The 24,419-nt window shown below is 74.5% G+C and carries 19 protein-coding genes and 1 riboswitch; of the genes, 3 read left to right on the top strand and 16 right to left on the bottom strand.

From position 1 onward, the window contains the following. Nucleotides 1-5: 5 nt before the first annotated feature. A riboswitch (cobalamin riboswitch) is annotated at nucleotides 6-91 on the top strand. A 113-nt stretch (nucleotides 92-204) separates the two neighbouring features. Both cobN and lnt read left to right on the top strand, forming a co-directional pair. Next, nucleotides 205-3,819: a cobaltochelatase subunit CobN gene (gene cobN / locus ACF9IK_RS07070; protein WP_395293373.1), complete on the top strand. Its 3,615-nt coding sequence runs from the start codon at nucleotides 205-207 to the stop codon at nucleotides 3,817-3,819. Nucleotides 3,820-3,975: 156 nt separating this feature from the next. Then, nucleotides 3,976-5,580, top strand: coding sequence for an apolipoprotein N-acyltransferase (gene lnt, locus ACF9IK_RS07075; protein WP_395293374.1), 1,605 nt, complete (start codon nucleotides 3,976-3,978; stop codon nucleotides 5,578-5,580). On the opposite strand, the gene ACF9IK_RS07080 is transcribed toward lnt, so the two are convergent. From ACF9IK_RS07080 to ACF9IK_RS07095, 4 genes are all read right to left on the bottom strand, one after another. Then, a complete protein-coding gene (locus ACF9IK_RS07080) occupies nucleotides 5,556-6,320 on the bottom strand; it encodes a VOC family protein (protein ID WP_395293375.1) in 765 nt (254 codons plus the stop codon). The genes lnt and ACF9IK_RS07080 overlap by 25 nt on opposite strands. A 15-nt stretch (nucleotides 6,321-6,335) precedes the next feature. Beyond that, the gene (locus ACF9IK_RS07085) at nucleotides 6,336-7,244 is read right to left on the bottom strand and encodes an NADP-dependent oxidoreductase (protein WP_395293376.1); all 909 of its coding nucleotides are present in this window, start codon (nucleotides 7,242-7,244) and stop codon (nucleotides 6,336-6,338) included. A 209-nt stretch (nucleotides 7,245-7,453) separates the two neighbouring features. Beyond that, nucleotides 7,454-7,957 (bottom strand): DinB family protein, encoded by a 504-nt coding sequence (locus tag ACF9IK_RS07090; RefSeq protein WP_395293377.1) that lies wholly within the window; start codon nucleotides 7,955-7,957, stop codon nucleotides 7,454-7,456. A 66-nt stretch (nucleotides 7,958-8,023) separates the two neighbouring features. Then, nucleotides 8,024-8,893: a GyrI-like domain-containing protein gene (locus ACF9IK_RS07095; RefSeq protein WP_395298495.1), complete on the bottom strand. Its 870-nt coding sequence runs from the start codon at nucleotides 8,891-8,893 to the stop codon at nucleotides 8,024-8,026. Between the two features lie 279 nt (nucleotides 8,894-9,172). Here ACF9IK_RS07095 and ACF9IK_RS07100 point away from each other — a divergent pair, with 279 nt between their 5' ends. Beyond that, complete coding sequence (locus ACF9IK_RS07100; RefSeq protein ID WP_395293378.1) at nucleotides 9,173-9,817, top strand: GTP cyclohydrolase II; 645 nt, start codon at nucleotides 9,173-9,175, stop codon at nucleotides 9,815-9,817. A 119-nt stretch (nucleotides 9,818-9,936) separates the two neighbouring features. Here ACF9IK_RS07100 and ACF9IK_RS07105 read toward each other — a convergent pair whose 3' ends face one another. The 12 genes from ACF9IK_RS07105 to ACF9IK_RS07160 form a co-directional block, all read right to left on the bottom strand. Next, entirely contained in the window at nucleotides 9,937-11,235 is a 1,299-nt protein-coding gene (locus tag ACF9IK_RS07105; RefSeq protein ID WP_395293379.1) for a glycoside hydrolase family 16 protein, read from the bottom strand. A gap of 243 nt (nucleotides 11,236-11,478) precedes the next feature. Beyond that, nucleotides 11,479-11,604 carry a hypothetical protein gene (locus ACF9IK_RS07110; protein WP_395293380.1) on the bottom strand — a complete coding sequence of 42 codons (126 nt, stop codon included), beginning with the start codon at nucleotides 11,602-11,604 and terminating at the stop codon, nucleotides 11,479-11,481. A 50-nt stretch (nucleotides 11,605-11,654) separates the two neighbouring features. Beyond that, a complete protein-coding gene (locus tag ACF9IK_RS07115; RefSeq protein WP_395293381.1) occupies nucleotides 11,655-12,689 on the bottom strand; it encodes an NAD(P)-binding domain-containing protein in 1,035 nt (344 codons plus the stop codon). After that, a complete protein-coding gene (locus tag ACF9IK_RS07120; RefSeq protein WP_395293382.1) occupies nucleotides 12,686-13,957 on the bottom strand; it encodes an ATP-grasp domain-containing protein in 1,272 nt (423 codons plus the stop codon). Before ACF9IK_RS07120 ends, ACF9IK_RS07115 begins: the two co-directional genes overlap by 4 nt. A 72-nt stretch (nucleotides 13,958-14,029) precedes the next feature. Continuing rightward, nucleotides 14,030-15,388: a glycoside hydrolase family 16 protein gene (locus ACF9IK_RS07125; protein ID WP_395293383.1), complete on the bottom strand. Its 1,359-nt coding sequence runs from the start codon at nucleotides 15,386-15,388 to the stop codon at nucleotides 14,030-14,032. Then, a complete protein-coding gene (locus tag ACF9IK_RS07130) occupies nucleotides 15,385-17,421 on the bottom strand; it encodes a glycosyltransferase (protein ID WP_395293384.1) in 2,037 nt (678 codons plus the stop codon). The genes ACF9IK_RS07125 and ACF9IK_RS07130 overlap by 4 nt, the downstream gene beginning before the upstream one ends. A gap of 5 nt (nucleotides 17,422-17,426) precedes the next feature. Beyond that, complete coding sequence (locus tag ACF9IK_RS07135) at nucleotides 17,427-18,251, bottom strand: polysaccharide deacetylase family protein (protein WP_395293385.1); 825 nt, start codon at nucleotides 18,249-18,251, stop codon at nucleotides 17,427-17,429. Further along, entirely contained in the window at nucleotides 18,248-19,387 is a 1,140-nt protein-coding gene (locus ACF9IK_RS07140; RefSeq protein ID WP_395293386.1) for a glycosyltransferase family 2 protein, read from the bottom strand. The genes ACF9IK_RS07135 and ACF9IK_RS07140 overlap by 4 nt, the downstream gene beginning before the upstream one ends. Next, complete coding sequence (locus ACF9IK_RS07145; RefSeq protein ID WP_395293387.1) at nucleotides 19,377-20,816, bottom strand: lipopolysaccharide biosynthesis protein; 1,440 nt, start codon at nucleotides 20,814-20,816, stop codon at nucleotides 19,377-19,379. Before ACF9IK_RS07145 ends, ACF9IK_RS07140 begins: the two co-directional genes overlap by 11 nt. Beyond that, the gene (locus tag ACF9IK_RS07150) at nucleotides 20,816-22,063 is read right to left on the bottom strand and encodes a glycosyltransferase (protein WP_395293388.1); all 1,248 of its coding nucleotides are present in this window, start codon (nucleotides 22,061-22,063) and stop codon (nucleotides 20,816-20,818) included. Before ACF9IK_RS07150 ends, ACF9IK_RS07145 begins: the two co-directional genes overlap by 1 nt. Further along, nucleotides 22,060-23,397 carry a glycosyltransferase gene (locus tag ACF9IK_RS07155; protein WP_395293389.1) on the bottom strand — a complete coding sequence of 446 codons (1,338 nt, stop codon included), beginning with the start codon at nucleotides 23,395-23,397 and terminating at the stop codon, nucleotides 22,060-22,062. The genes ACF9IK_RS07150 and ACF9IK_RS07155 overlap by 4 nt, the downstream gene beginning before the upstream one ends. Beyond that, nucleotides 23,394-24,221, bottom strand: coding sequence for a glycosyltransferase family 2 protein (locus ACF9IK_RS07160; protein ID WP_395293390.1), 828 nt, complete (start codon nucleotides 24,219-24,221; stop codon nucleotides 23,394-23,396). The genes ACF9IK_RS07155 and ACF9IK_RS07160 overlap by 4 nt, the downstream gene beginning before the upstream one ends. Nucleotides 24,222-24,419 lie beyond the last annotated feature (198 nt).

The raw sequence follows: 24,419 nt of genomic DNA on the forward strand, positions 1-24,419 counted from the left end.
CAGGGGAGGAAACCGGTGCAAGCCCGGTGCGGTCCCGCCACTGTGACCGCGGTTCACCGGACTTCCGGGCGGCCGCGGGAGCCAGGAACTCCTGCCGTCCTCCACCGGCCCGGGGCGCGGACCCCGAGGAAGGCTTGAAGCCATGCGCCGCCGCATGCCCGCACTCGCGGTCCTGTCCACCGACAAGGCCGGGAGGGCCTTCGCATGATTCTGCTGCTGTCGACGTCCGACACCGACCTGCTCAGCGCCCGTGCCTCGGAGGGTCCGGTCCGCTACCGCCTCGGCAACCCGGCCCGGCTCACCGCCGAGGAGCTGCCCGAGCTGCTGGAGGGCACCGACCTCGTGGTGGTCCGCCTGCTCGGCGGCCGCCGGGCCTGGCAGGAGGGCCTGGACGCGCTGCTGGCCGGCCCCCGCCCGGTGGTGGTGCTCACCGGCGAGCAGGCACCCGACGCCCAGCTGATGGAGCTGTCCACCGTCCCGGCCGGCATCGCCGCCGAGGCGCACGCCTACCTCGCCCACGGCGGCGCGGCCAACCTCGCCGAGCTGGGCTCCTTCCTCTCCGACACGGTGCTGCTCACCGGCCACGGCTTCGCCCCGCCCGCCTCCGCGCCGGCCTGGGGGCCGCTGGAGCGCGAGGCCCGCACGACCGGGGGCCCGACCGTCGCGGTGCTCTACTACCGCGCCCACCACATGAGCGGGAACACCGCCTTCGTCGAGACCCTCTGCCGCGCCGTCGAGGACCAGGACGCACAGGCCCGCGCCTACTACTGCGCCTCGCTGCGCGGCGCCGAGCCCGAGCTGCTGGCCGCGCTCGGCGAGGCCGACGCGATCGTCACCACCGTGCTCGCGGCCGGCGGCACCCGCCCGGCCGACGCCCAGGCCGGCGGCGACGAGGAGGCCTGGGACGCCGGCGCGCTCGCCGCGCTCGACCGCCCGATCCTCCAGGCGCTCTGCCTGACCTGGTCGCGGGCCCAGTGGGAGGCCAGCGACGACGGCCTCTCCCCGCTGGACACCGCCACCCAGATCGCCGTGCCCGAGTTCGACGGCCGCCTGATCACCGTCCCGTTCTCCTTCAAGGAGCTGGACGAGGACGGTCTGACCGTCTACGCCGCCGACCCCGAGCGCGCCGCCCGGGTGGCCGGCACCGCCGTCAAGCACGCCCGGCTGCGCCACGTCCCGGCCGCCGAGCGCCGGCTCGCCCTCGTCCTCTCCGCGTACCCGACCAAGCACGCCCGGGTCGGCAACGCCGTCGGCCTGGACACCCCGGCCAGCGCCGTCCGGCTGCTGGAGCGGCTGCGCGCGGAGGGCATGGACCTCGGCGACGCGCTCCCCGGGTTGGACGGTGCCGGCGAGGACGGCCACGAGGGCGACGCCCTCATCCACGCGCTGATCGCGGCCGGCGGCTACGACCAGGACTGGCTCACCGAGGAGCAGCTGGCCCGCAACCCCGTCCGCATCCCCGCCGCCGACTACCGCCGCTGGTACGCCACGCTGCCGCAGGCGCTGCGCGAGCAGGTCGAGGAACACTGGGGCCCCGCCCCCGGCGAGCTCTACGTGGACCGCTCGCAGAACCCGGACGGCGACATCGTGCTGGCCGCGATCCGCTCCGGGAACCTGCTCGTGCTGATCCAGCCGCCGCGCGGCTTCGGCGAGAACCCGGTCGCGATCTACCACGATCCCGACCTCCCGCCGTCGCACCACTACCTGGCCGCCTACCGCTGGATCGAGGCCGCCCGCGAGGACGGCGGCTTCGGCGCCCACGCCGTCATCCACCTCGGCAAGCACGGGAACCTGGAGTGGCTGCCCGGCAAGACCGCCGCGCTCTCCGCCGAGTGCGGCCCGGACGCCGTCCTCGGCGACCTCCCCCTGGTCTACCCGTTCCTGGTCAACGACCCGGGCGAGGGCACCCAGGCCAAGCGCCGCGCCCACGCCACCCTCGTCGACCACCTCGTCCCGCCGATGGCCCGCGCCGACTCCTACGGCGACATCGCGCGCCTGGAGCAGCTGCTCGACGAGCACTCCAACATCGCCGCCATGGACCCGGCCAAGCTGCCCGCCATCCGCGCCCAGATCTGGACGCTGATCCAGGCCGCCAAGCTGGACCACGACCTCGGCCTGGACGAGCGCCCGGAGGACGACGGCTTCGACGACTTCCTGCTGCACGTCGACGGCTGGCTCTGCGAGATCAAGGACGCCCAGATCCGCGACGGCCTGCACGTCCTCGGCCAGGCGCCGAGCGGCACCGACCGGGTCAACATCGTGCTCGCCATCCTCCGCGCCCGGCAGATCTGGGGCGGCGTCAGCGCGCTGCCCGGCCTGCGCGAGGCGCTCGGCCTGGACGAGGCGGCGCTCACCCTGGGCGCCACCGACGCGGCCGAGGCGCAGGCCCGCGCCCTGGTCGAGGCCATGGAGGCCGAGGACTGGGCGCCCGCGGCGGTCGAGAAGGTGGCCGCCGGACTGCCGGCCGCCGTCGCCGAGGTGCTGACCTTCGCGGCCACCCAGGTCGTCCCGCGCCTGGCCGCCACCACTGACGAGCTGGACGCCGTGCTGCACGCACTGCAGGGCGGCTTCGTCCCGGCCGGCCCGTCCGGCTCGCCGCTGCGCGGCCTGGTCAACGTGCTGCCGACCGGCCGCAACTTCTACTCCGTCGACCCCAAGGCGGTCCCCAGCAAGCTCGCCTGGGAGACCGGCCAGGCCCTGGCCGCGTCGCTCGTCGAGCGCTACACCGCCGACAACGACGGCGCCTACCCGCCCTCGGTCGGCCTCTCGCTCTGGGGCACCAGCGCGATGCGGACCGCCGGCGACGACATCGCCGAGGCCTTCGCCCTGCTCGGCGTCCGCCCGGTCTGGGACGACGCCTCGCGCCGGGTCACCGGGCTGGAGGCGATCCCGCTGGACGAGCTGGGCCGCCCGCGCATCGACGTGACGCTGCGCATCTCCGGCTTCTTCCGCGACGCCTTCCCGCACGTGGTCGCCCTGCTGGACGACGCGGTGCGCCTGGCCGCGGCCCAGGAGGAGCCGGCGGAGGACAACTTCGTCCGGGCCCACGTCCAGGCCGACCTCGCCGTGCACGGCGACGAGCGCAAGGCGACGGTCCGGGTCTTCGGCTCCCGCCCGGGCACCTACGGCGCCGGCCTGCTCCAGCTGATCGACAGCCGGGACTGGCGCACCGACGCCGACCTCGCCGAGGTCTACACGGTCTGGGGCGGCTACGCGTACGGCCGCGGCCTGGACGGGCGGCCGGCCCGCGAGGAGATGGAGACCGCGTACAAGCGGATCACCGTCGCGGCCAAGAACACCGACACCCGCGAGCACGACATCGCCGACTCGGACGACTACTTCCAGTACCACGGCGGCATGGTGGCCACCGTGCGCGCCCTCACCGGCAAGGCGCCGACGGCCTACATCGGCGACTCGACCCGCCCGGAGACGGTCCGCACCCGCACCCTGACCGAGGAGGCGGCCCGCGTCTTCCGCGCCCGGGTGGTCAATCCGCGCTGGATCGAGGCGATGCGCCGGCACGGCTACAAGGGCGCCTTCGAGATGGCGGCCACCGTGGACTACCTGTTCGGCTACGACGCCACCACCGGCGTGGTCGCCGACTGGATGTACGAGAAGCTGACCCAGGAGTACGTGCTCGACCCGACCAACCGGGAGTTCCTGGCCGAGGCCAACCCGTGGGCGCTGCACGGGATCAGCGAGCGGCTGCTGGAGGCGGCGAGCCGCGGGCTGTGGGAGCAGCCGGACCCGGAGCTGATCGAGCAGCTGCAGGCCGCGTTCCTGGAGACCGAGGGCGACCTGGAGGGCGACGAGGGCTGAGCCCGGCGCGCTCCGGGCGGGGCTGACGACGGCCCCGGCAGCCCCGCCCGGCGTGCGTCGGCGGCGTCCCGGTCATCGGGCCGTCCGCCTTCCCTTCATCCATTCGGGTGACGGAAATGCTGGTGGCACCCCCCTGCCGAGCGGACAATACGGGGCATGTCCCGCCGCCTCGCCCTCGCCCGGCCCGCCCACGGTGCGGTGCCCGCCGCACCGGACCGCGACGCCCGGACCCACCGCTACCGGGCCCGGGTGGCCGCGCTGGCCGCCGGGGCGCTTCCCGTGCTCGCCTTCCCGGCCCCCGGGCAGGCCTGGCTCGCCTGGGTCGCACTCGTCCCCGGGCTGCTGCTGATGCAGCGGGCGCCCGGGGCGCGGGAGGCGGCGGTGCGCGGCTGGTGGTTCGGCGCCGGGTTCATCCTGACCGGGATGTACTGGCTGCTCCCCTCCATCGGGCCGGCGCTGCCGCTGCTCGCGTTGGTCTTCGGTGTCCTCCAGGCCGGGTTCGGCTACGCCGCCCACCGGCTGCTGCACCCGCCGCTGACCGCACGCCGCTCGCTGCTCGCCCTGGCCGTCCTCCCGGCGGTCTGGCTGACCACCGAGTACGCGCGCTCCTGGCACGCCCTCGGCGGGCCGTGGGCACTGCTCGGCGCCACCCAGTGGCGGCACCCGGCCGTCCTCGCGCTGGCCTCGGCGGGCGGGATCTGGCTGGTCAGCGCCGCCGTGGTGGCCGTCAACACCGGCGTACTGATCGCGCTCACCGCCGTCCGGTGGCAGCCCCGCGCCCTCGCCGCGCTGTCCACCGTGCTGGTGCTGGCGGCCGGCCCGGCACTGTTCGCGCTCCGCGACGCGCCCGCCCGCTCCGGGGAGGCCACCGTCGCGCTGGTGCAGCCCGGCATCGTCGAGGATCCGCAGGCCCGGTTCGAGGCGAGCGCCGCGGCCACCGCCGCGCTGGGCGGCCGGCCCGTCGACCTGGTCGTCTGGGGCGAGTCCAGCACCACCGCCGACCTGGACCGCGACCCGGCCGCCCTGGACCGGCTGCGCCGGCTCTCGGCACTGACCGGCGCCGAGCTGCTGGCCGGCGAGGACGCGCGCAAGGCGGACGGGCGGATCTCCAAGGACGCGGTGCTGATCTCGCCGGACGGGATCGTCGATCGCTACCGCAAGATCCGGCTGGTGCCGTTCGGCGAGTACATCCCGTTGCGCCCGGCGCTCGGCTGGATCGCCGGCGTGAGCCGGGCGGCCGGGGAGAACCGGGCGCCGGGCACGGCGTTCCACCTGCTGCCGTCGACCGACCGCGCGGGTGCGCCGCTGCCGGTCGGGGCACTGGTCTGCTTCGAGTCGGCCTTCCCCGACATGGCCCGGGCGGCCGCGAACGACGGCGCCCGGGTGCTGGTCTACCAGTCCTCGACCTCGACCTTCCAGCGCACCTGGGCCCCCGAGCAGCACGTCTCGCTGGCCGCGATCCGCGCCGCCGAGACCGGCCGACCCGCCGTCCAGGCCTCGCTCACCGGCGTCTCGGCCGCGTTCGACGCGCAGGGGCGCGAGCTGGCCCGGCTCGGCACCGGGAGCACCGGGACGCTGACGGTCCGGCTTCCGCTCACCACCACCACGACGGCTACCTGGTACGACCGGGTCGGCGACGTGGTGCCGGCGGCGGCGCTGCTGGTCACCGCCGTGGCGGCGGTGACCGGCGGGGCGGCCCGGCTCCGCCGCCCGGCGGCGGGGGCGCCGGAGGGGGGTCAGCCCTCGGGCCCGGCCGCGTAGATGCCGAAGGCCGCGCCCATCGGGTCGCGCAGGACGGCGATCCGCCGGTCGTTCGCCATCGAGACCGGCGGCATCAGGACGTCGCCACCGAGGTTCCCGGCCCGGAACGTCGCCACGTCGGCGTCGGCGACCGCGAAGTACGGCAGCCAGTGCGGCGGCACCTGCGGCGGGAACCGGTCGTCCATGGTGAGCATGCCGCCGAAGTCCTCACCGGACAGGCCCCACTGGGTGTACCGCTCGGACGGGTTCACCGACCAACCGAACACCGCCGGGTAGAACGCGCGGGAACCGTCCGGGTCGCGGGTGACCAGCTCCACCCAGCCGAGCGCGCCGGGCTCGTTGAGCACCTCGGCGCCCAGCAGCGCGCGCGGCTGCCAGAGCGCGAACACCGCGCCGGACGGGTCGGCGGCGATCACGAACCGGCCGAGGTCCAGGGCCTCCGTCGGCGCGACGATGAGGCTGCCGCCGGCCTCGGTGATCCGGGCCGCGGTGGCGTCCGCGTCGTCGACGGCGAAGGAGACCGTCCAGGCCGTCGGCTGCCCCTCCCCGTAGAGCGGGGTGATGGCGGCGGCCACCTTGCCGTCCAGCTTCATGAAGGTGTAGCCGCCGGCCTCGGGCCGTTCGTCGGGCTCGGCCTGCCAGCCGAAGATCTCGCCGTAGAACCGCTCGGCGGCGATCGGGTCGGCGCTGCCGTGCTCGACCCAGCACGGTCCGCCGACGGTCACGCTCTCCTGCTTCATCTCGTCGCCCTGCTCTCAGCCGATTTCGAGGATCAGTTTGCCCCGCGCGTGCCCCGACTCGACCAGCGCCATCGCCTCGGCGGCGTGGGCGAGCGGGTAGCGGCCGGTGATGTGCGGGTCCAGCTCGCCCGCCGCCACCAAGTCGGCCAGCGCGGCGAGCGTGGCCGGGGTGGTGGAGCGGGTGATGTAGCGGCCGCCGAGCTCGGCGGCGGTGTCCGGGTCCGCGGTGGAGACCAGCTTCGACCGGTCGGCGAGCGTCACCGCCGCGGCCCGCAGGGCTTCACCGCCGACCAGGTCGAGGATGCCGTCCACGCCGTCCGGCGCGGCCGCCCGGATCCGCTCGGCCACGCCGTCGCCGTAGCGCACCTGCACGGAGCCCAGGGATTCCACGTGGGCACGGTTGGCGTCGCTCGCCGTACCGAGGACCCGGATGCCCCGGCTGCGGGCGATCTGGGCGGCCGCGCTGCCGACACCGCCGGCGATGCCGAGGATCAGCAGCGTCTCGCCGGAGCCGACCCCGACGTCCCGGACGCCGTCGTCGGCCGTGGCGGCCGCCACCGAGAGCGTGGCCGCCTCGGCGAAGCCGATACCACGGGGTTTGACCGCGCTCATGTCGGCGCGCAGCAGCGTCTGCTCGGCGAAGGCGCCGGTCGCGGCCACCCCGAACACCTCGTCGCCCGGGGTGAAGCCGGTGACGCCGGGCCCGATCCGCTCGACCACGCCCGAGGCCTCCTGTCCGAAGACGGCCGGGAGCTCGCGGTTGCGGCCCAGCAGCCCGCGGCGGATCTTCCAGTCCACCGGGTTCACCCCGGCGACCCGCACCGCGATCCCCAGCCGGCCCGGGCCCGGCTCCAGTACCGGCCGGTCCAGGAACTCCTGAGTCTCCGGCCCGCCGTAGTCGACGAACCCGAACGCCTTGGCCATCCTCGATCCACTCCTCGCTCGGCCGCACTCCCCCGGCCCAGCATGCGGCCCGGCCGCGGCCCCGGCCCGCCGGTGATGCGCTGAACGGGCGGAGGGCGGAGCCGCGGAGAGTGGCGGGACGGACGGCGCTGCGAGCGGCACCGACGCGACCGGCGTCGCGAGCGGCGGCGTCAGCGGGAACGGCGGAGGGGGCGACGGCCCGCTCGCCGTCACCCCCGGTTGTGGTCCCCCGTCCGGCCGTCGATCAGCTCGCGCAGGATGTCCATGTGGCCGGCGTGGCGGGCGGTCTCGGTGGCCATGTGGATGAGCACCCAGCGCAGCGACACCTCGTCGCCGAACCAGGCCCGGCCGAGCTCGTCGAGCCCCTGCTCCTCGATGACCTGGTCGGCCGCCGCCCGGGCCCGGGCGTAGAAGGTGAGGACGTCGGCGGTGGACTCGTCCGGGCGGATCCGCAGGTCCGAGTCCTCGTCCTCGTCGAGGTCGAACGGCAGCGGCCCGGTCTCCCGGCCGAAGGCCTGGCAGAACCAGCCGAGTTCGGCACCGCCGAGGTGCTTCACCAACCCGAGCAGGGTCGTCCCGGACGGCGCCACCGGCCGCCGCAGCTGCTCGTCGTCAAGCCCTTCGAGTTTCCACAGCACCGCGTCCCGGTGCCGGTCGAGAGCCACGAACAGGCTCTCCTTCTCCGCCCCTCGGAAGGGCACGCGCTTCCTCATGCGCGGACCCTAACAAACGGCCGATCGATCTGTCGCTCAGTCAGATCTCTTCGCTGAAGGAGCATTTCACCGCTCAGTTCGGTCCACGGGGATCCAGAGCTCGGCCTCCGCCTCCTCCCCCGACCCGAAGCCGGTCCGCAGGATCTCGGGGCCGAGCTTGGTCTCGTACGGGTTGGACGGGAACCAGAGGGTGTAGACGTCCCGCCACATCTCCTGGAGCGCCCTCGGGAAGGTCCCCCGGTTGGCGAAGACGGCCCAGGTGCCGGCCGGCACCTCGCGTACGTCCAGCCCGTCCGGCACGACGGTCTCCGCACCTGCCACCACCGCGTGGTAGTAGTCGAGTTCGACGCCCTCCGCGCGGTCGTCCGAGAAGAACTCGGTGACCGAGACGACGCCCTCGGGCTCCTGGTCGGAGAGCGCGGCGATCCGCGCGATGTCCTCCTGGCCGATCTCCCGGATGAACGCGGCCATCGCCGGGTTCACCCCTTCGTGGACCAGGGACACCCGCGCCCTCCGGCCGACCACCTTGAACGCCGGCTTCTCGACGATTCGGTACTCCATGCTGCTACTCCCTTCGACGACGAGCCGGAAGGAGATCCGGGGCTGGGAGCGCAGCACCAGGCCGCCGCGCCGGGCCTCGCCGGGCCCGACGCCGTGCATCGCCCGGAACGCCCGGGCGAACGCCTCACCCGAGGTGTAGCCGTGGCGGACCGCGACATCCAGCAGCGTCCGCCCACCGGCCAGGACCTCGGCCCCGGCGACGGTGAGCCGCCGGCGTCGCACGTACTCCGACAGCGGCATCCCGGCCAGCGCCGAGAACAGCCGCCGGAAGTGGTACTCCGAGGTCGCCGCGATCCGCGCCAGCTCGGCCGCGTCGAGCGGCTCGTCCAGGTGCTCCTCGATGTGGGCGATCGCCCGGTTGAGCTGCTCCAGCATCCCGACCTCGTCCTTCCTCTTATTGATCACCAGCGTAGGAAGGGCCCGCCCTGCCGCACCCGACATCCTGTGCCCGCTCCGGTCGGGTCGGGTCAGGCGGGGCGGGCGGGCGGGGCGGGCGGTTCGTCGTGCGGCCCGCGGGAAGATCCGTCGCCCCCGCGGCGTTGCCGCCCTCCGCCGCACCTCGCACCCCCGGCGGCACCGAACCCTGTTGTTCAAATTGGAACTACCTAGTACGGTCAACACCCGACCACCACACCGGTAACGGAGGCCCCGCCCATGCCGCACCCTGCCCCACCGCTGCCCGGGACCGCCACCGTGCGCGCCCGGGTCCGCATCCCGCTGACCTTCCCCGACGGTTACCGTGCCGAGGCCGAGGTCTTCACCTTTCACGGCTTGGCCGACGGCGCCGAGCACCTCGTGCTCGCCCTCGGCACGGTCCCCGACGGCGGGACGCCGCTGGTGCGGCTGCACTCCGAGTGCCTGACCGGCGACGTGTTCGGCTCGGACCGGTGCGACTGCGGCCCCCAGCTGCGCGAGTCGGTGGAGCGGATCGCCGAGGCCGGCGGCTACCTGCTGTACCTGCGCCAGGAGGGCCGGGGCATCGGTCTCTACAACAAGCTGGACGCCTACGCCCTCCAGGACTCCGGCCTGGACACCTACGACGCCAACACCGCGCTCGGCCTTCCCGAGGACGGGCGCGACTACACGGCCGCCGCCCAGATGCTCACCGCGCTCGGCGCCGGCACCGTCGACCTGCTGAGCAACAACCCGGACAAGGCCGCGCAACTGGCCGCCCTCGGCATCACCGTGGAGCGCCGGGTCCCGACCGGCGTCCACCTGTCCGCCAGCAACGTCCGCTACCTGCGCGCCAAGGTGGAGCGGACGGGCCACTCGATCGAGCTCTCCCGCCTGGTGGGCTGAGGCGGCGTCGGCCCGTCGGCCGGAGGCACGACGGCGGTCCGGCGCCGCGGAGGGGGTTCCGCGGCGCCGGACCGCCGTCGGGACCGGTCAGTCAGGCCGGCCGGTGGCACCGCACCGGGTCAGTGCTGCCAGACGCGCACGTAGTCAACCTGCATGTCCGCCGGGGTCGCGGTCGGACCAGAGGCGTAGACCGCGTTGTTGAGGATCAGGTACATCGGCGACGAGGTGATGCCGCTGGTGATCTGGCCGACCTTCACGCCGTCGTAGTAGTAGGTCACCGAGCCCGGCGCCCAGTCGGCGCCGAAGGTGTGCCAGCCGCTGTAGTTGCCCGGAGCGCAGCCGCCGGGGCCGCCGGACGGCGAGTGGAAGTGGTAGCACGCGTCACCGCTCAGACCCTCCATCACGTCCAGCTCGCCGTCGGCCGGCCAGTTCTGGCCGTCGGCCCAGAAGGCCGGCCAGTTGGCGACCTGCGAACCGGACGCCGGCAGGTAGATCCGGGCCTCGAAGGCGCCGTAGGTGAACTGGGCCTTGCCGTTGGTGTTGACCAGGCCCGAGGTGTACGCGTAGTTCTTGCCGTTCACCGTGGCCGGCTTCTGCTCGGCCTTGAGGTGCAGGCTGCCGCCGCTCTCGCTGATCTGGGACGGGGCGTAGGCGGCGGACTCGGCGCTGTTCACCGGGGGCGTCGTACAGGTGGCGCAGCCGAACCAGTTGGGGTTCCACTTCGAGCTGTCGAGCGAGGAGCCGTTGAACTCGTCCGCGAAGACCGAGCGCCAGGTGCCGGGGATGCCGAGCGGGGCGGCACCGGAACCGGACGGCTGGGTGGGCGTGGTGGTGACGGTGGCCGACGGCGAGGTGCTCGGGGTCGGCGAGGCGGTGGCCGACGGCGAGGCGCTCGGGGTCGGCGAGGCGGTGGGGCTCGACGTCGAGGTCGGCGTCGAGGTCGGCGTCGGCGTCGGGCTCGATGCCGGGCTCGTCGCACCGGCGGTGAAGGTGCCGATCGGCGCCAGGTCGTGCCAGGTGTTGTTGACCTCGTACGCCACGAAGTACGTGTACTTGCCGTCCGGGAAGGTGCGGCTCTCCGGCGTGAACGTCCGCTGCTTCGAGGACAGCGTGGTCGGGATGGCGCCGCGGAAGTCGTAGTGCGTGCCGTCGGCCCCACGGACCGCGATGGTCAGGGCCTGCACCGCGGTCCGCTTGGTGGCGTGCACCTTGGCGGTGGCGGTGACCGTCGCGCCGCTGCCGGGAGCCGACGGCGTGACCGACAGCGAGTCGACCACCACCGGATCGGCCGGCGCGGTCGGCAGGGCCCAGGCCACGGCCGCTCCGGATCCGGTCGCGGCGACCGCGAGGGCGAGGACGGCGAGCCTTCGCCGGCCGGTGAACGTGCTGCGGGCACGGTGCTTCGAGTGCTTGGGCATGAGGGGGAGGACCTTTCGTTCCCCCCGGCTGTGGAGCCAGCAGCCTGAACGAGGGAACGGTCCGTACGCAAGCCCGATGCCGCGGCCGGAACCGCGGCATCGATCGTGCACGTGCTTAAAACTCCAGGTGGGGCAGCCCTTCGAGGTGCGGATGCGGTCAGTCTGTGAGATGGGGCACAGGCGGGGTGCGGGCCCCGGGCCGGTGGTGGACGGGCCGGCCGGCCCGGGGCCGGATCAGGTCGGTCAGCGCACCTCCGCGGCGATCGCCCGGCTGATCTGCCGGGCTGCGAAGCCCGTACCGCAGACGAAGCGCATCATCGGCCCGAAGGTGTCGGCGGCGGACAGGCCGGTGAAGTAGAGTCCGGGCACCGATGACTCGAAGCCGTGGGACAACCGGGGTGCGCCACCGTTGCGCCGGGCTACCCCCCCCCCAGCCCCGGGTCCAGCATCTCCAGCCGCTCGACGTCGACCCGGTACCCGGTGGCGGCCAGCACCTGGTCGACCTCCAGGGTGTCGGTGGTCCCGCGCAGCCGGAGCCGGACCCGGCCGTCGACCTCCTCGGCCGACGCCACCCGGTGCCCGGTGAGCAGCGGGAACCGGCCGAGCGCCCGCTCGCGCAGCCACCACGCCCCGGACGGTCCGAGCACCGTGCGCACCAGCTCCGCCCTGGTGCGGTCCGGCAGGTACCGGAAGGCCGCCGGGGCGCGGGTGAACGCGACGAACGACCACCCCGGGCCCAGTGGGGACCCCGGATGCGCGATCCGCGCCGGCCACGTCCGGTCGCCCGGCCGGTCCGAGTCGGGCGGCTCGCCGAACTGCAGGCGCTCCGCCCTCGCGACCAGGACCGGTTCGGCGCCCGCCTCGTACATCAGCGTGGCGCTCTCCAGCGCCGACTGCCCGGCCCCGATCACCGCGACCCGCTGGCCGGCGAACTTCGCCAGGTCGGCGTGGTCCGAGGTGTGCGAGGCGAGCCCCGCCGCGACCAGCGGCTGCAGGTCGACGGGGACCCTCGCGTACGACGGGAAGCCGCTGGCCATCACCACAGCGCGGGCGGTGAACGCCTCACCGGTGTCCAGGTGGAGCCGGAAACCGTTTGGCGCCCCCTCGACCCGGATCACGGCCGCGCGCTCCACCCCGGGCACGCACCGCTGCTGGTACCACTCGCCGTAGCGGACGAATTCGTCGAGCGGCACCGCGTAGCGATCGCCCACCCGCGGCTGGTTCCTGGCGGCCCGGAAGTCGTTCAGCCCGAACCGGCGTTCGGGGTCCGCGATGGACGAGGCCCGGGGTGTGGACTTCAGGAACATCCCGACGGGCATGCGCGCCCGCCAACTGCCCATCGGCACACCCATGATGCGTGCCGGAACGCTCAGCGCCCGGAGATGGGCCGCGACGGACAGCCCGTACGGACCGGCACCGACGATCGCGACGGGTACTTCGGTGATCGAGTTCATTTCGAACCTCCCAGGGCAAGGCCCTTGGTCATCCGCTGTCCGGCGTAGCCGGCCACGCGGCGTGTCCCCTGGCCGCCGAAGCGGAGCGCCATGACGGCGGCCGGTGCCGGGTCGTCACGGCACAGCCAGGCACGCTCCGTGGACCGCCGTGGCTTCAGGTCCGGCAGCGGACGCCGGTCCTGCCAGTACGTGACGGCGGCGGAGAGCACGTCCAGCTGTCCCACCCCGAAGAAGCGGTGGAGCTGCGGACCACGCGGTACCGGGCGTCCGGTGAGGGACAGGTGCAGGGCGCGGACCACGTCCACGCCGTCAGCCGTCTCGAACAGCCGGAACTGGGCACCGGTGCGGGGATTGAAGTCGAGCAGCTTGTACCTGCCGTCACGCAGGTCCAGCCGCCAGTCGAGGTCGGCGATGCCGCTGTAGCCCAGCGCCCGGCAGAGCCGGACGGCGAGTCCGGCCAGCTCGGGGTTGGGCAGCGACACCGCTCGGGTGGTGAACCCGCCCGAGGGCGGGTACGAGCGCAGCTTCTGCCCGGTGAAGACGGCGAGCGGTTCGCCGCCCGGGCCGCAGCACAGGTGGGTGATCCAGTCCTCGGAGCGTTCCGGGGCCAGGTACTCCTGGGCCAGCACCGAGAGTCGGCCGTTCGGCGGGCAGGCGGCCAGCAGCTCCTGCTCGTCGCGCACGATCGTGGAGTGCTGGACCACCGGGCGGCTGAGCCGGGTGAACGGCTCCAGGTTCTTCAGCACCATCGGGTAGCCGCAGGTCTTCGCGGCCGCCAGGAGCTCGCCGTGGTCGCCCGGAGCGACGGTGACGGGTGCCGGGACCCCGTGTTCCTCGCAGATCGCGTGCATGGCGCCCTTGTTGGCCAGCCGCCGGGGAAGCCCGGCGGGCACGGGCGGCAGCACGAAGTACGGGGACAGCTCGTCGGCGTGCTCGGCGAGCAGGACGGCGGCCTCGTCGTCGGTGGGCAGGGCGATGCACCGGCCGCCGATCTCCCGGCCGACCTCCCGGACGACGGCGAGCAGCCGGTCGGCGCGCTCGCGCCCGGTGGTGGGCCGGACGAAGGCGCGCGTGAGGTAGCGGGAGAGCGCCGTCGGCGTGAGCCGGTCCTCGACCATCGCGTACACCGGCACCCCGGCACGGCCCAGCGATCGCACGGCGCCGACCGGTCCGTGCGCCAGCGGGTACCTCCCCACCTTGACGAGCAGGACCGCGGTCCCCCGGTCCAGGTCCAGCCTGGTCGGCCCGGTGTGGTCGGCCCGGTTCATGTCGTGCCTCCTCTTGTCGTGCGCTCGGGAGTGCCGCTGGTCGGGTGCGTTCCGGTCCGGTCGGTCGTGCGCTCAGTGCTGCCACACGCCGACCCAGTCGACCCGTACCTGCGTCGAGTCGACGCCGGGCGGGGGCGACTGCTGGTAACCCACGGCGAGGTTGAGGATCAGTTCCATCGGGGTGGTCGGGATCGAGGCCCGGTCGGTGACCTGGAAGACCTGCACGCCGTCGACGTACCAGGTGACGGCGTCGGGCTCCCAGTCGAGTCCGAACACGTGGTAGCCGACGGCGAAGTCCGCCGGGCCGTGGGCGTAGTGGGCGTCGATGTCGGTGCCGTCGGGGGCCTCGGCGTGCAGGTTGAGGTCGACGTACTGGTTGCTGTTGATGAACTCGGCGGCGTCGAGCTCCGGGAGCCCGCCCCTGGTGTTGGCGGAGAGCAGCCAGAACGCCGGGAACATGCCGAGCGGCTGGTCGGTGGTCCTGATCGCGGCGGCGAAGTACCCGTAGGTGAAGGTGTGCCGCGGGGTGCCGTCCCAGTTGTCGCGGCCGGTGGAGACCATGCCGGACGTCCAGGGGTAGACCTTCCCGTCGCTGCCGGACGTCGCCTGGCGCTGGGCGGTGAGGGTGAGTGCGCCGTTCCCCACCGAGACCTGGCCCGGGAGGTACCACTGGTCCTCGTGGTTGCCGGCGTTGGTGCAGCCCCGGACGTTCCAGTCGTAGCAGGTGGTCCACTTGGAGCCGTCCAGCCCGGTGCCGTTGAAGTCGTCCCGGAAGACCTCGCGCCACGGGCCCGATCCGGGCGGCCGGTCCGCCCCGACCGGCGGCGGGACGTCCGCGTCGCCCGTGGCCGCCGCGGTCGGGGTGTGCGGCTGCAGGACCGCGCTGACGCCGGTTCCGGCGCCGCTGGCCGTGCCGCAGGCGACGGCCAGCAGCAGCACGCCGGCCACCGGCAGCACCCGCCACCGGACCGCGGACCCGCCGGACGGCCGCCGGGGCCACCGGGAGCGGCGGGAACGGCCGGCCGGCTCGCCCGGCGCGGGGGCCGCTGAGGCCGCGGGCGCGCGTGCCGGGGCGGCGGGGAGGCGGCGCGGGAGCGCCGTCAGGAGGGTGGTGAGCACGGCGAGTGCCAGCACGGCCCGGCCGACCGTGAAGGAGTGGGTGAAGAACAGCGCCTCGGCGGTCAGCATCGAGAGCGCCAGGCTCACCGTCACGGTCAGCGCGGCGGCGGTCACCCGGCCGGGCCCCCGGTCGCGCCAGGAAGGGCCCGGCCGGGCCCAGGCCACGGCCGCCGCACCCGGACCGGCGAGCAGGAAGATGCCGGCGGCGACGGCCCGCAGCGGGTTCCCGGCCGGGAGCAGCAGGGCGGCGAGGGCGATCCAGCCGCAGAGCGCGGGCAGCACGCGCGGCAGGGTCCACGGTCGGACGGTCATGACGTCCTCCCTCCGGTCGGGGCGGAGCCGGCGCCCCCGTCGCCGGACGGGACGTACTGGTAGACGACGGCGTCGTCGTTCGAGAACACCAGCCGGAGGTCGGGGGCGGTCGCCGCGGCGGTCGCGAAGCCCTCCGTCGCGGCGACCGGCAGCAGTCCGGTGAGCTCGCACTCGGCGAGCTGGGCCCGGGTCAGGATCAGATAGGTCGGGCCGCCCGCGACGTTCGGGCGCTCCAGCACCATCCGCAGGACGTCACCGGGGTTGGCCACCAGGCGCTTGAGGTCCTCGTGGGAGGCGTCGCTGAGGACGAGCCGGTCGTGGTCGTCGTAGTGCAGCTCGCCCCCCGGCTCGTTGGCGGTCAGCGAGACGATCCGCGAGCCGGGCGGGGTGGCGGCGACGTAGCGGAGTGCGGCGGCCTCCTGCGGGGTGAAGTAGTTCATGCTCTCCTTGCCGAAGTAGCCGAAGAGCATGCCGCCGAGCAGGCCGAGCAGGACGACGGCGGTGACGCCGGTCCGCAGCGGGCCGCCGGGCCGGCCGGCCGGCGGAGCCGGCGTGCGGTCGGACGGGGAGCCGGGTTCGGGGCCGGACGGGGGGTCGGCGGGCTCGGCGTCGGCGGGCTCGGCGTCCCGGGTTCCCCAGAGCAGGGTCGCGGCGAGGAAGGCGGCGGCCGGGAGGGCGAACAGGTAGGCCCGGAAGAGCATCTCCCCGTCGTAGGCGTTGGCGAGCAGCACCAGGAGCGGCGCCGTCAGCAGCGGCACCAGGCCGATCCGGCGCACCGAGCGGTGGCGGACCAGCGCGGCGAGGGCGAGCAGGAGGACGGCGCCGGTCAGGAAGCGGTCGGCCCAGGAGGTCATGATCTGGCCGGGGGCGGCCTGTCCCAGCTGGGCCAGGCCGGACACCGCGTTGTGGTCCGGCGAGCCCAGGGCGGTGACCAGGCTGGCCAGGTTCTGCGAGACGAACGGGCGGGCCACGGTGGCGTCCCAGAGCACGGTCAGGCCCACCAGCGCGGCCAGCACCGGCAGCACGGTGCGGCGGTTGCGGCGGCCCAGAGCCAGCAGGGCCAGGCTCACGGCCAGCATGACCGGGGTCAGTTGGTGCGAGGAGACGATCACGGCGAGCAGCACCAGGACCAGCAGGAACGGCGCCACCCGCCAGCCGCCGCGGGGCGGGACCTCGTCGGCCGTCGACAGGGCCCGGGCACCGGGCGGACCCGTCCGCCGCTTCGCGGGCCCGCGCCCGGCCGCCGCGAGCGTCCGTGCCACCGCCAGCTGGCGCATGACCAGCGCGACCACGGTGAGCGACACGAGGTAGGCGAAGGCCTGCGGGGAGAAGTAGTCCTGGCCGACCCAGGCGGTGGAGAAGTAGAGCCACACCCCGCCCCAGACCAGCCGGTGGTCCTTGGTGATGCTCCGGAAGAGCATCAGCAGCGGGCCGAGCAGCAGCAGGTTGGTGATCAGCGGGTACCAGGAGGCGTAGCCGAGGACGGAGTCCAGGCCGGTGGCGCGCAGGACCAGTGCGTGCAGCTCGAAGAAGCCGGGCCACTGGTTGTAGACGTCGAGCTTGCCGGCGCCCGGCACCGTACCGCCGTGGCGCAGCATGGCGTCGACGATCGCGACGTGCTTCCAGGCCCAGGCGTACCGCAGGGTGGGGTAGAGCAGGCTGGGCGTCGCGTGGATCACCAGGATCAGCGCCAGGACGTAGGCGGCGGGCCACCGGTGGCGGATCCCCGGGGCGCGCAGTGCGGTGACGAAGCCGAGGGTGAGCAGCACCAGGGCGGCGAAGTAGGCCGGCGGCAGCGCCTGGAGCAGACCGAGGTCGCCCATCCGGGAGAGCTGCGTCCGGGAGAGGGCCAGCAGCCAGAGCGCCAGCGCGGCCGGCAGGGCTCCGCGGACCACCCAGCCGGACCAGCCGGGGGCGGCGAGGGCCGTGCGGAGACCACCGGTCCGGTGGGCGGAGGTGCGATGGGAGAGTGGGCGGTGAGCCGGTGTCCGCGGGTCGGGTCGGACGTCTTCACGTTCCAGGGAGTCGGTCACTGTGATCACTCCTGACCGTGGCCCCTGGGTGGTCCGCTCCCCGGGCGGCCGAGGGCCGCGCGCAGGCGGCGGTACGTCCGCCACGCCCGGGTGGCGGCACTCTCGTGGAAGGGCGCGGTCGGGGCGCCCCGGCGCTTCGTCCAGTCGTCGAACACCTGCGGCGGTGTGTCGGCGCGGACCATCAGACGGGCGATCCGCAGCGGGTCGTCGGCCGGGGAGCTGAAGGCGTTCCGGACGGCGGCGGCCGAGGTGTACCCGGCCTGGGCGACCTTGCGGCGCACCTCGGCGCCCGAGTACCCGTGCGGGTAGGCGAAGGCGACGACCTCGTGGCCGAGCACGTCCTCCAGGAGCGTCTTGCAGCCGGCGATCTCGTCGGTCAACCGCTTGCCGTAGACGGTGTCCATCGGGACGTGGGTCCGGGAGTGGGCGCCGATCTCGACGCCCAGGGCGTCCAGGGTGCCGAGCTGGCGCCAGTTCAGCATCGGGGCCGGCGGCAGCAGGCTGCCGGTGCCGCGCCCGCCGGGCGGGTGGAGGGCTCCGGTGGTGACGTACAGGGTGGCGGGCAGCCCCTCCTCGGAGAGGATCGGGGCGACCGTCCAGTAGAAGTCGGCGTAGCCGTCGTCGAAGGTCAGGACGGCGGCGCCGGGCGGCAGCTGCGGTCCGCCGCGCAGGGCGGCGACCAGGCGGCGCAGCGGTACGAGTTGCAGGCCGTTGTCCGCGATGCGGGCCAGCTGCTTGCGGAACACGGCGGGCGTGACGGTGTACGGCGCGAGCCAGGACGGCGGGTCGTCCGAGACCGAGTGGTAGAGGAAGACGGGTATCTCGGTCATGGCGCGCCCCAGGTGGGTGCGCCGCCGGTCGGCCGGCCACCGGTGGTGGGGCGGGCCCCGGTCGGCTCGTCGCGGGCGGGCCCGCCGTCGGCGGGCTCGCCTCCGGTGACCGGACGGACCGCCCCGGTCCGGCGGAGCGCGGTCCGTCCGGTTCGGCCGCCGGCGGAACCGGTGAGGTAGCCGGCGGCGGTCAGGGCGACGCCGGCGCAGAGCGCCGCCGCCGTGGCGGGGCGCCACCGGCGCAGGCTGCGCAGCACCGCGGCGGGCACGGTGTGCCGCAGGTAGGCGCGCTCGCTCGCGAGGCCGGCGGCGGCGCCGTCGTGCCGCACCACCGCGGCCTTGGAACGGCCTTCGGCGAAGCAGCGCGCGGCGAAGTAGGAGAAGGTGGTGCGGGCCGGCGGCACCCGGTGGCGGACGGCGGCGGACGGCTCGTAGCGGAGCACGGCGCCGGGGTGCCGGGCGGCCAGCCGGATGCAGAGTTCGGTCTCCTCACAGCCGAGCGGGCGCCGCCCCACCCGACCGAGGTCGGTCCGGAAGCCGCCGGCGGCCAGGGCCTCGGCGCGGCGGAAGGACATGTTGGCGCCGATGAAGTTGCGCACCCGGGCGGCCCGGCGCGGCAGACCCCGGTAGGAGCAGCCGACCACCCAGTCGAACTCGGGCGGGAACCAGCCGGGGCGACCGCTCTGCCACCACGGCCGGACCAGGCCGCCGACGCCGAGCACCTCCGGTGCCCGGTAGCCGGCCAGCAGGTGCGCGGTCCAGTCGGGGGCGGCGGTGGCGTCGTCGTCGAGGAAGGCGATCAGCTCGCCGCGGGCCGCTCCCAGGGCGGTGTTGCGGGCTCCGGAGAGCCCGCGCCGCTGTTCGTTGGCGAGGATCCGCAGGCCGGTGGAGAGGCGTTGCCGTGCGAGGCGGAGGAGTTCGGGGCAGTGGTCGACGACGAGCAGCAGTTCGTCCGGGGGACGGTGCTGGGCGTGGACCGAGGCGACGGCGGCGCACAGGTCGTCCCAGCGCTCGACGGTGTAGGCGCAGATCACGACGGTCAGGCTCGCCCCGGGACCGTCGGCGGGCCCGGAGGTCCGGTCACCGCCCCGGTCGGACGACCGGTCGACCGGCTCGGCGGAGCGGTCAGCGGTCATCGCCCTCGCCTCCTTCCGTGGCGACCGGCTCCGCGACCCGCGGTTCGGCGGCCGGTGCCTCCATGGTCCGCAGCCAGCGCCGCAGGACGACGAGCAGGAACGCCGCCAGCGTGTACTCCGCGATCACCCAGGCGAGGCCCACGCCGACCAGTCCGTACCGCGGCAGCAGCAGCGAGACCAGGGTGATGATCATGACGGCGGAGGCCATCCGCACCCCGACCATCCACTTCAGCGCGCGACGGACCCGGGACACCTGGATGATCACGTTGGTCACCGCGATCGGCAGTGCGCACAGGGCGAGCAGCCGCAGCACCGCGGTGCCGTTCTCGGCGTACGCGGCGCCGAACACGCTCAGGATCCAGGGCGCACCGACGACGATGACGAGCACGGCGCCGGACAGCAGCAGTCCGGTGTGGCGCAGCATCCGCCGGGCGTACTCGGCGAGCCGGCGCGGGTCGCGGGCGCCCTCGACCACCAGGGAGTGGCCCATGCTGAACGTCGCGACGAAGAGGGTGGAGGCGATGACGAAGGCCAGCGAGTAGTAGGCGCTGCCCTCCGGGCCGAGCTGGGCCAGCACGATCAGCGGGACGGCGCTGTAGCTCGCGAAGCTGAAGAGGTTGCCCAGGTAGTCGGCACCGGCCCAGCGCAGCACCCGTTGGGGCGGTTCGGCGCCGCCGTCGTCGGCCGCCTCGTGGACCGGCACGGCCCAGCGGAACAGCACCACGTTGGCCAGCCCGATCGAGACCACCATGGCGACCGCCCAGGCGACCAGGATGCCGGTGCCGACGGCCAGGGCCGCGCAGCCGGCGAGGAGCAGGGACTTGGCGACCGCGAAGACCGCGTTCTCGCCGAGCACCCAGCCCGTACGACGGGTGCCGGTGAGCGCGCCGTCCTGGAGGACGAAGATCGCGTAGCCGGCGGTGGCCGCGACGAAGGAGACCGTGAGCACCGGTGAGTGCAGGTAGCGCAGGTTGGGTGCGACCACCGGGATCAGCAGCAGGAAGCCGACCGCGACCAGGGCGCTGCACCCTGCGCTGACCGCGTAGCACCACAGCACCAGGCGCCTGGTGTGCCGGCCGGCGGCGGGGACGAACCGCACCAGGGCGTCGCCGAGGTTGAGGCTGCCGAGCGTGGCCAGGAACATCGCGGCCGACAGCGCCGCGTAGCTGCGCCCGACCGTCTCGACGGAGTAGTAGCGGGTGGCGAGGATCCAGAAGAACGCGCCGAGCCCGGCTGCGACGATCGAACTCGCGGCGAGCACATGACCGTTGTGCATCAGGGCGTCCGCGCGCAGGCGCTCGGTCACGGCCCTGAGCCGGGCTCGCAGCAGTACGGCGTACGAGCACTCGCAGGGGAGCGCCACCGGGCACGAGCACGGCCGGGCGGACGCGGTCCTGCGCCGGGAGCGGGCGTGGTCGAGGATGGACATCACGGCCTCGCCGAGTGGTCGGCCCGGCGTTGCATCCGGACGCTGCGCAGGTAGCAGACCGGCCCGTAGACCAGCCCGAGGAGCTCCAACCGCCCGAGGCGGGCCATCAGCGGGTCACGGCGTCCCCCCGCCGGGGTGCCCCGGCGCAGGGTCTGCCGGATGCCGCGCGGCACCCGGGCGAGCAGGGCGGCCAGCAGCAGCGGCTGCCGTCGGGCGGCGGCGGCGAGGTAGGCGCCGAAGCCGACGCCGAAGCCGAAGACCTGGGTGGTCAGCGACTCCATGGAGCGGCGGTGGGGGTGCCAGACCAGGGCGTCCGGCCGGTACACGACGGTGTGGCCGGAGGTCAGCACCTGGAGGAAGGAGAGCAGGTCCTCCCCGCCGCGGGCCGGCGTGCCGGTGCTGGTGGCGGGGTCGAAGCCGCCGAGGGAGCGGAGCAGGCCGGTGCGGAAGGCCATGTTGGCCCCGGTGCCGAGCCGGCCGGTGGCGAACGGGAAGAGCGGGTCGTCGGACGGTTCGGCGAGCGACCAGCTGCGCACCGTGAAGCCCTTGGCGTAGCCGCAGTAGCGCTCCAGCGCGATCTGTGCCCGGGTGTCCAGCTCTGCGGGCAGCACCAGGCCGGTCACGCAGCCCACCCGCGGGTCCGCGCGGAATCCGTCGACCAGGGCGGCCGCCCACCCGGCGTCGATCAGGAGGTCGTCGTCGGCGAAGGCGCAGATCTCGCCGTGGGCCACGGCCAGTCCGCGGTTGCGGGCCCGGGCCAGGCCGGGCACCGGCTCGTGCACGTAGCGGACGCGGCCCGGGTAGCGGAGCCGGACGAGCAGTTCGGTGGCCCGGTCCGAGGGGGCGTTGTCGACCACGATCACCTCGGTGTGCCGGTAGGTGCCGGCCAGGAGGGCGTCCAGGGAGCGCGGCAGCAGGTCGGCGCGGTCGTGCGTGCAGACGACGACGCTCACCAGCGGGGTGCCGGCCGGCGGGGCGGCGGTCGCCGTCCGGGGGTCCGGCGCGGTCAGGTCCAGTTCACGGGCCGCCGCCGCGGTCAGGGCCCGGCAGAGTCCGTCCCGGTCGCCGGGCGCGGCCTCGGCGGTGACCAGGCCGAGGGGCTGTCCCCGGTGCCGGATCAGCGCGAGGACGCGGCCGTTCGGGGAGAACACCTCGCCCCGTCCCGGGCGGTGCAGCTCGTCCGGGTGTTCGAGATCCAGCTCGGCGACCGCGACGGGCGCGGGCGGCAGGGTGATCGGGGCGTTCATGACGGCTGACCTCCCGCGCGGCCCGCCGCCCCGGGGCGGCGCTGCTGCCAGACGGTGTACAGGTAGCAGAACGGGCCGTAGAGCAGCCCCCGGCGCTCCAGCCTCCGGAGGCTGCGCAGGGTGCCGCTGTCGACCCGCCCGGCGTGGGGGGCCACCCGGTGGGCGACGTGCCATCGCCACACCCCGTAGGGCAGCCGCCGGACGAGGTCGGCGAGCAGGCTCGGCCGGTGCGAGATCGCCGCCGCGAGGTACGCGCCGAATCCGACCCCGAAGCCGCTGATCTGGGCGGCGAGCGCCTCCATGGTCCGCCGGTGCCGGTGCCAGATGATCGCGTCGGGCTGGTAGGCGACGGTGTGCCCGGCGGCCAGCACCTGCTGGAAGGAGAGCAGGTCCTCCCCGCCGCGCGAGGGCGTGCCGGTGCCGGTCGCCGGATCGAAGCCGCCGAGGGAACGGATCACGTCGGTGCGGAAGGCCATGTTGGCGCCCATCCCGAAGCGGCCCGTGGAGAACTGGACCAGCGGGTCGGCCAGCGGTTCCCGGAGCGACCAGCTCCGGGCGGCGAAGCCCCGGCTCGGACCGCAGTACTCCTCCACGACGAACTGCGCCTCGGTGTCGAGCTCGGCCGGCAGCACCAGTCCGGTCACGCAGCCGATCCGGTCGTCCGACTGGAACGCCTCCGCCAGGGCCGTCACCCAGCGGGAGTCGGCGATGGCGTCGTCGTCGGTGAAGGCGCAGATGTCCCCGCGGGCTGCGGCAAGGCCCCGGTTGCGGGCCCGGGACAGGCCCGGCAGGGTTTCCCGGACGTACCGGACCCGGTCGCCGTAGCGCGACCGGACCAGCCGCTCGGTGGCGTCGGTGCGGGGGGCGTTGTCCACCAGGATCACCTCGATCGCGGGGAATCCGATGCCCACCAGCGAGTCCAGGCAGCGGGCCAGCATCTCGGCCCGGTCCCGGGTGCAGACGATCACGCTGACGGTCGGCGGGCCCGCAGGCACCCGGGCGCGTCCGACCCGACCGGGACGCGCCGCGGGTGTCGCGGTGGACAGGGCGGGAACGGGGAGTTCCCGGTGAGCGGCGTCGACCAGCGCCCGGCGCAGCGTGGCGGTGTCGCCTGCTGTTCCGGTGGCCGTGACCAACCCGAGCGGGTGTCCGTGCAGCCGCACCAACGCCAACACGCGGCCGGCCGGGTCACCGGCGCCGAGACCGCCGGGCGAGCGCAGCCCGCTCGGCTCGTCCAGGTCCAGGTCGACGACGCGGACGGGGGTGTAGAGCGAGTCGCGGGCGGCAGGGCGCGGGCAGGCAGCTGCGGTGCGCCGGTCGGAGCCATTCATCATCGCTCCTCCGCGGAAGGGGTCGCCGAGGCCCGGGTGCCGGGACGCTCGGAGATCAGGGTCCTCAGCACCCGGCGGCCGTCGGAGACGGCGTGGAGGTGGGAGCGACCGCTGCGGCGGGGGAGTTCCAGGCTCGGCACCTCGGCGATCCGCAGTCCGGAGCGCAGCGCGTGCGCGATCATCTCGGCCTCGATCTCGAAGCCGGTCGACCGCAGGTCGAGCGCGTCCAGGAAGGAGCGGCGGAAGGCACAGTAGCCGTAGCACAGGTCGGTGAGGTGTGCGTCGTACAGGCGGTTGACCACGGTGAGCAGCACGCGGTTGCCGAGCGAGCGGATCCGGGTGAAGTCCAGCGAACCGCCGCCCGCGATGCACCGGGAGCCCTTGACGAAGTCGTAGCCGTGGTCGAGGAAGTGGAGGAAGTGCGGGATCTCGCCGGGCCACATGGAGCCGTCGGCGTCCAGCATGACGATGTACTCGCCGGAGGCGGCGGCGAATCCGGTGCGCAGGGCGTTGCCCTTGCCGGGACCGCTCTGGGCGACGCTGCGGACGGTCGGCAGGCAGTGCCGGGCCATCGGGATGGTGGCGTCGCTGGACGAACCGTCGACCAGGATGACCTCGTCGACGCAGCGCGGGATCTGCTCGAACACCCAGGGGATGTTCCGGGCCTCGTTCTGCGCGGGAACGACCAGCGTCACGCTGTGCTTGCTGGGAACGCCGTCCCCGGCCCGGCGCATCGGCCGCCGGCCGGTGACCCGGTCCTCGGCGCGGCGGTTGGGCCGGCCGTTCTGCTCCGGGTGCGAAACGACGTGGTTGGGCAGGGTGCTCATCGAGGACGGCCTCTCGGGGGGAGGCGGCGGGCGGCGCCGGTCGCGGCGCGGCCCCTGGTGGAACGGGGCGGGCCCGGGCGCGCGACGGATGCGCGGGGCGGGCGGGGCCCCGGAGGGAAGTCCCCGGGGGGACTGCCGAAAAGCTGGAGAGCGACTCTCGCGGCCGAAGGGGGTGCGCGCCGCCTGCTCTCGCTCGGG

The sequence above is a fragment of the Kitasatospora hibisci genome (assembly GCF_043950205.1).
GTDB classification, from domain to species: Bacteria; Actinomycetota; Actinomycetes; order Streptomycetales; family Streptomycetaceae; genus Kitasatospora; species Kitasatospora hibisci.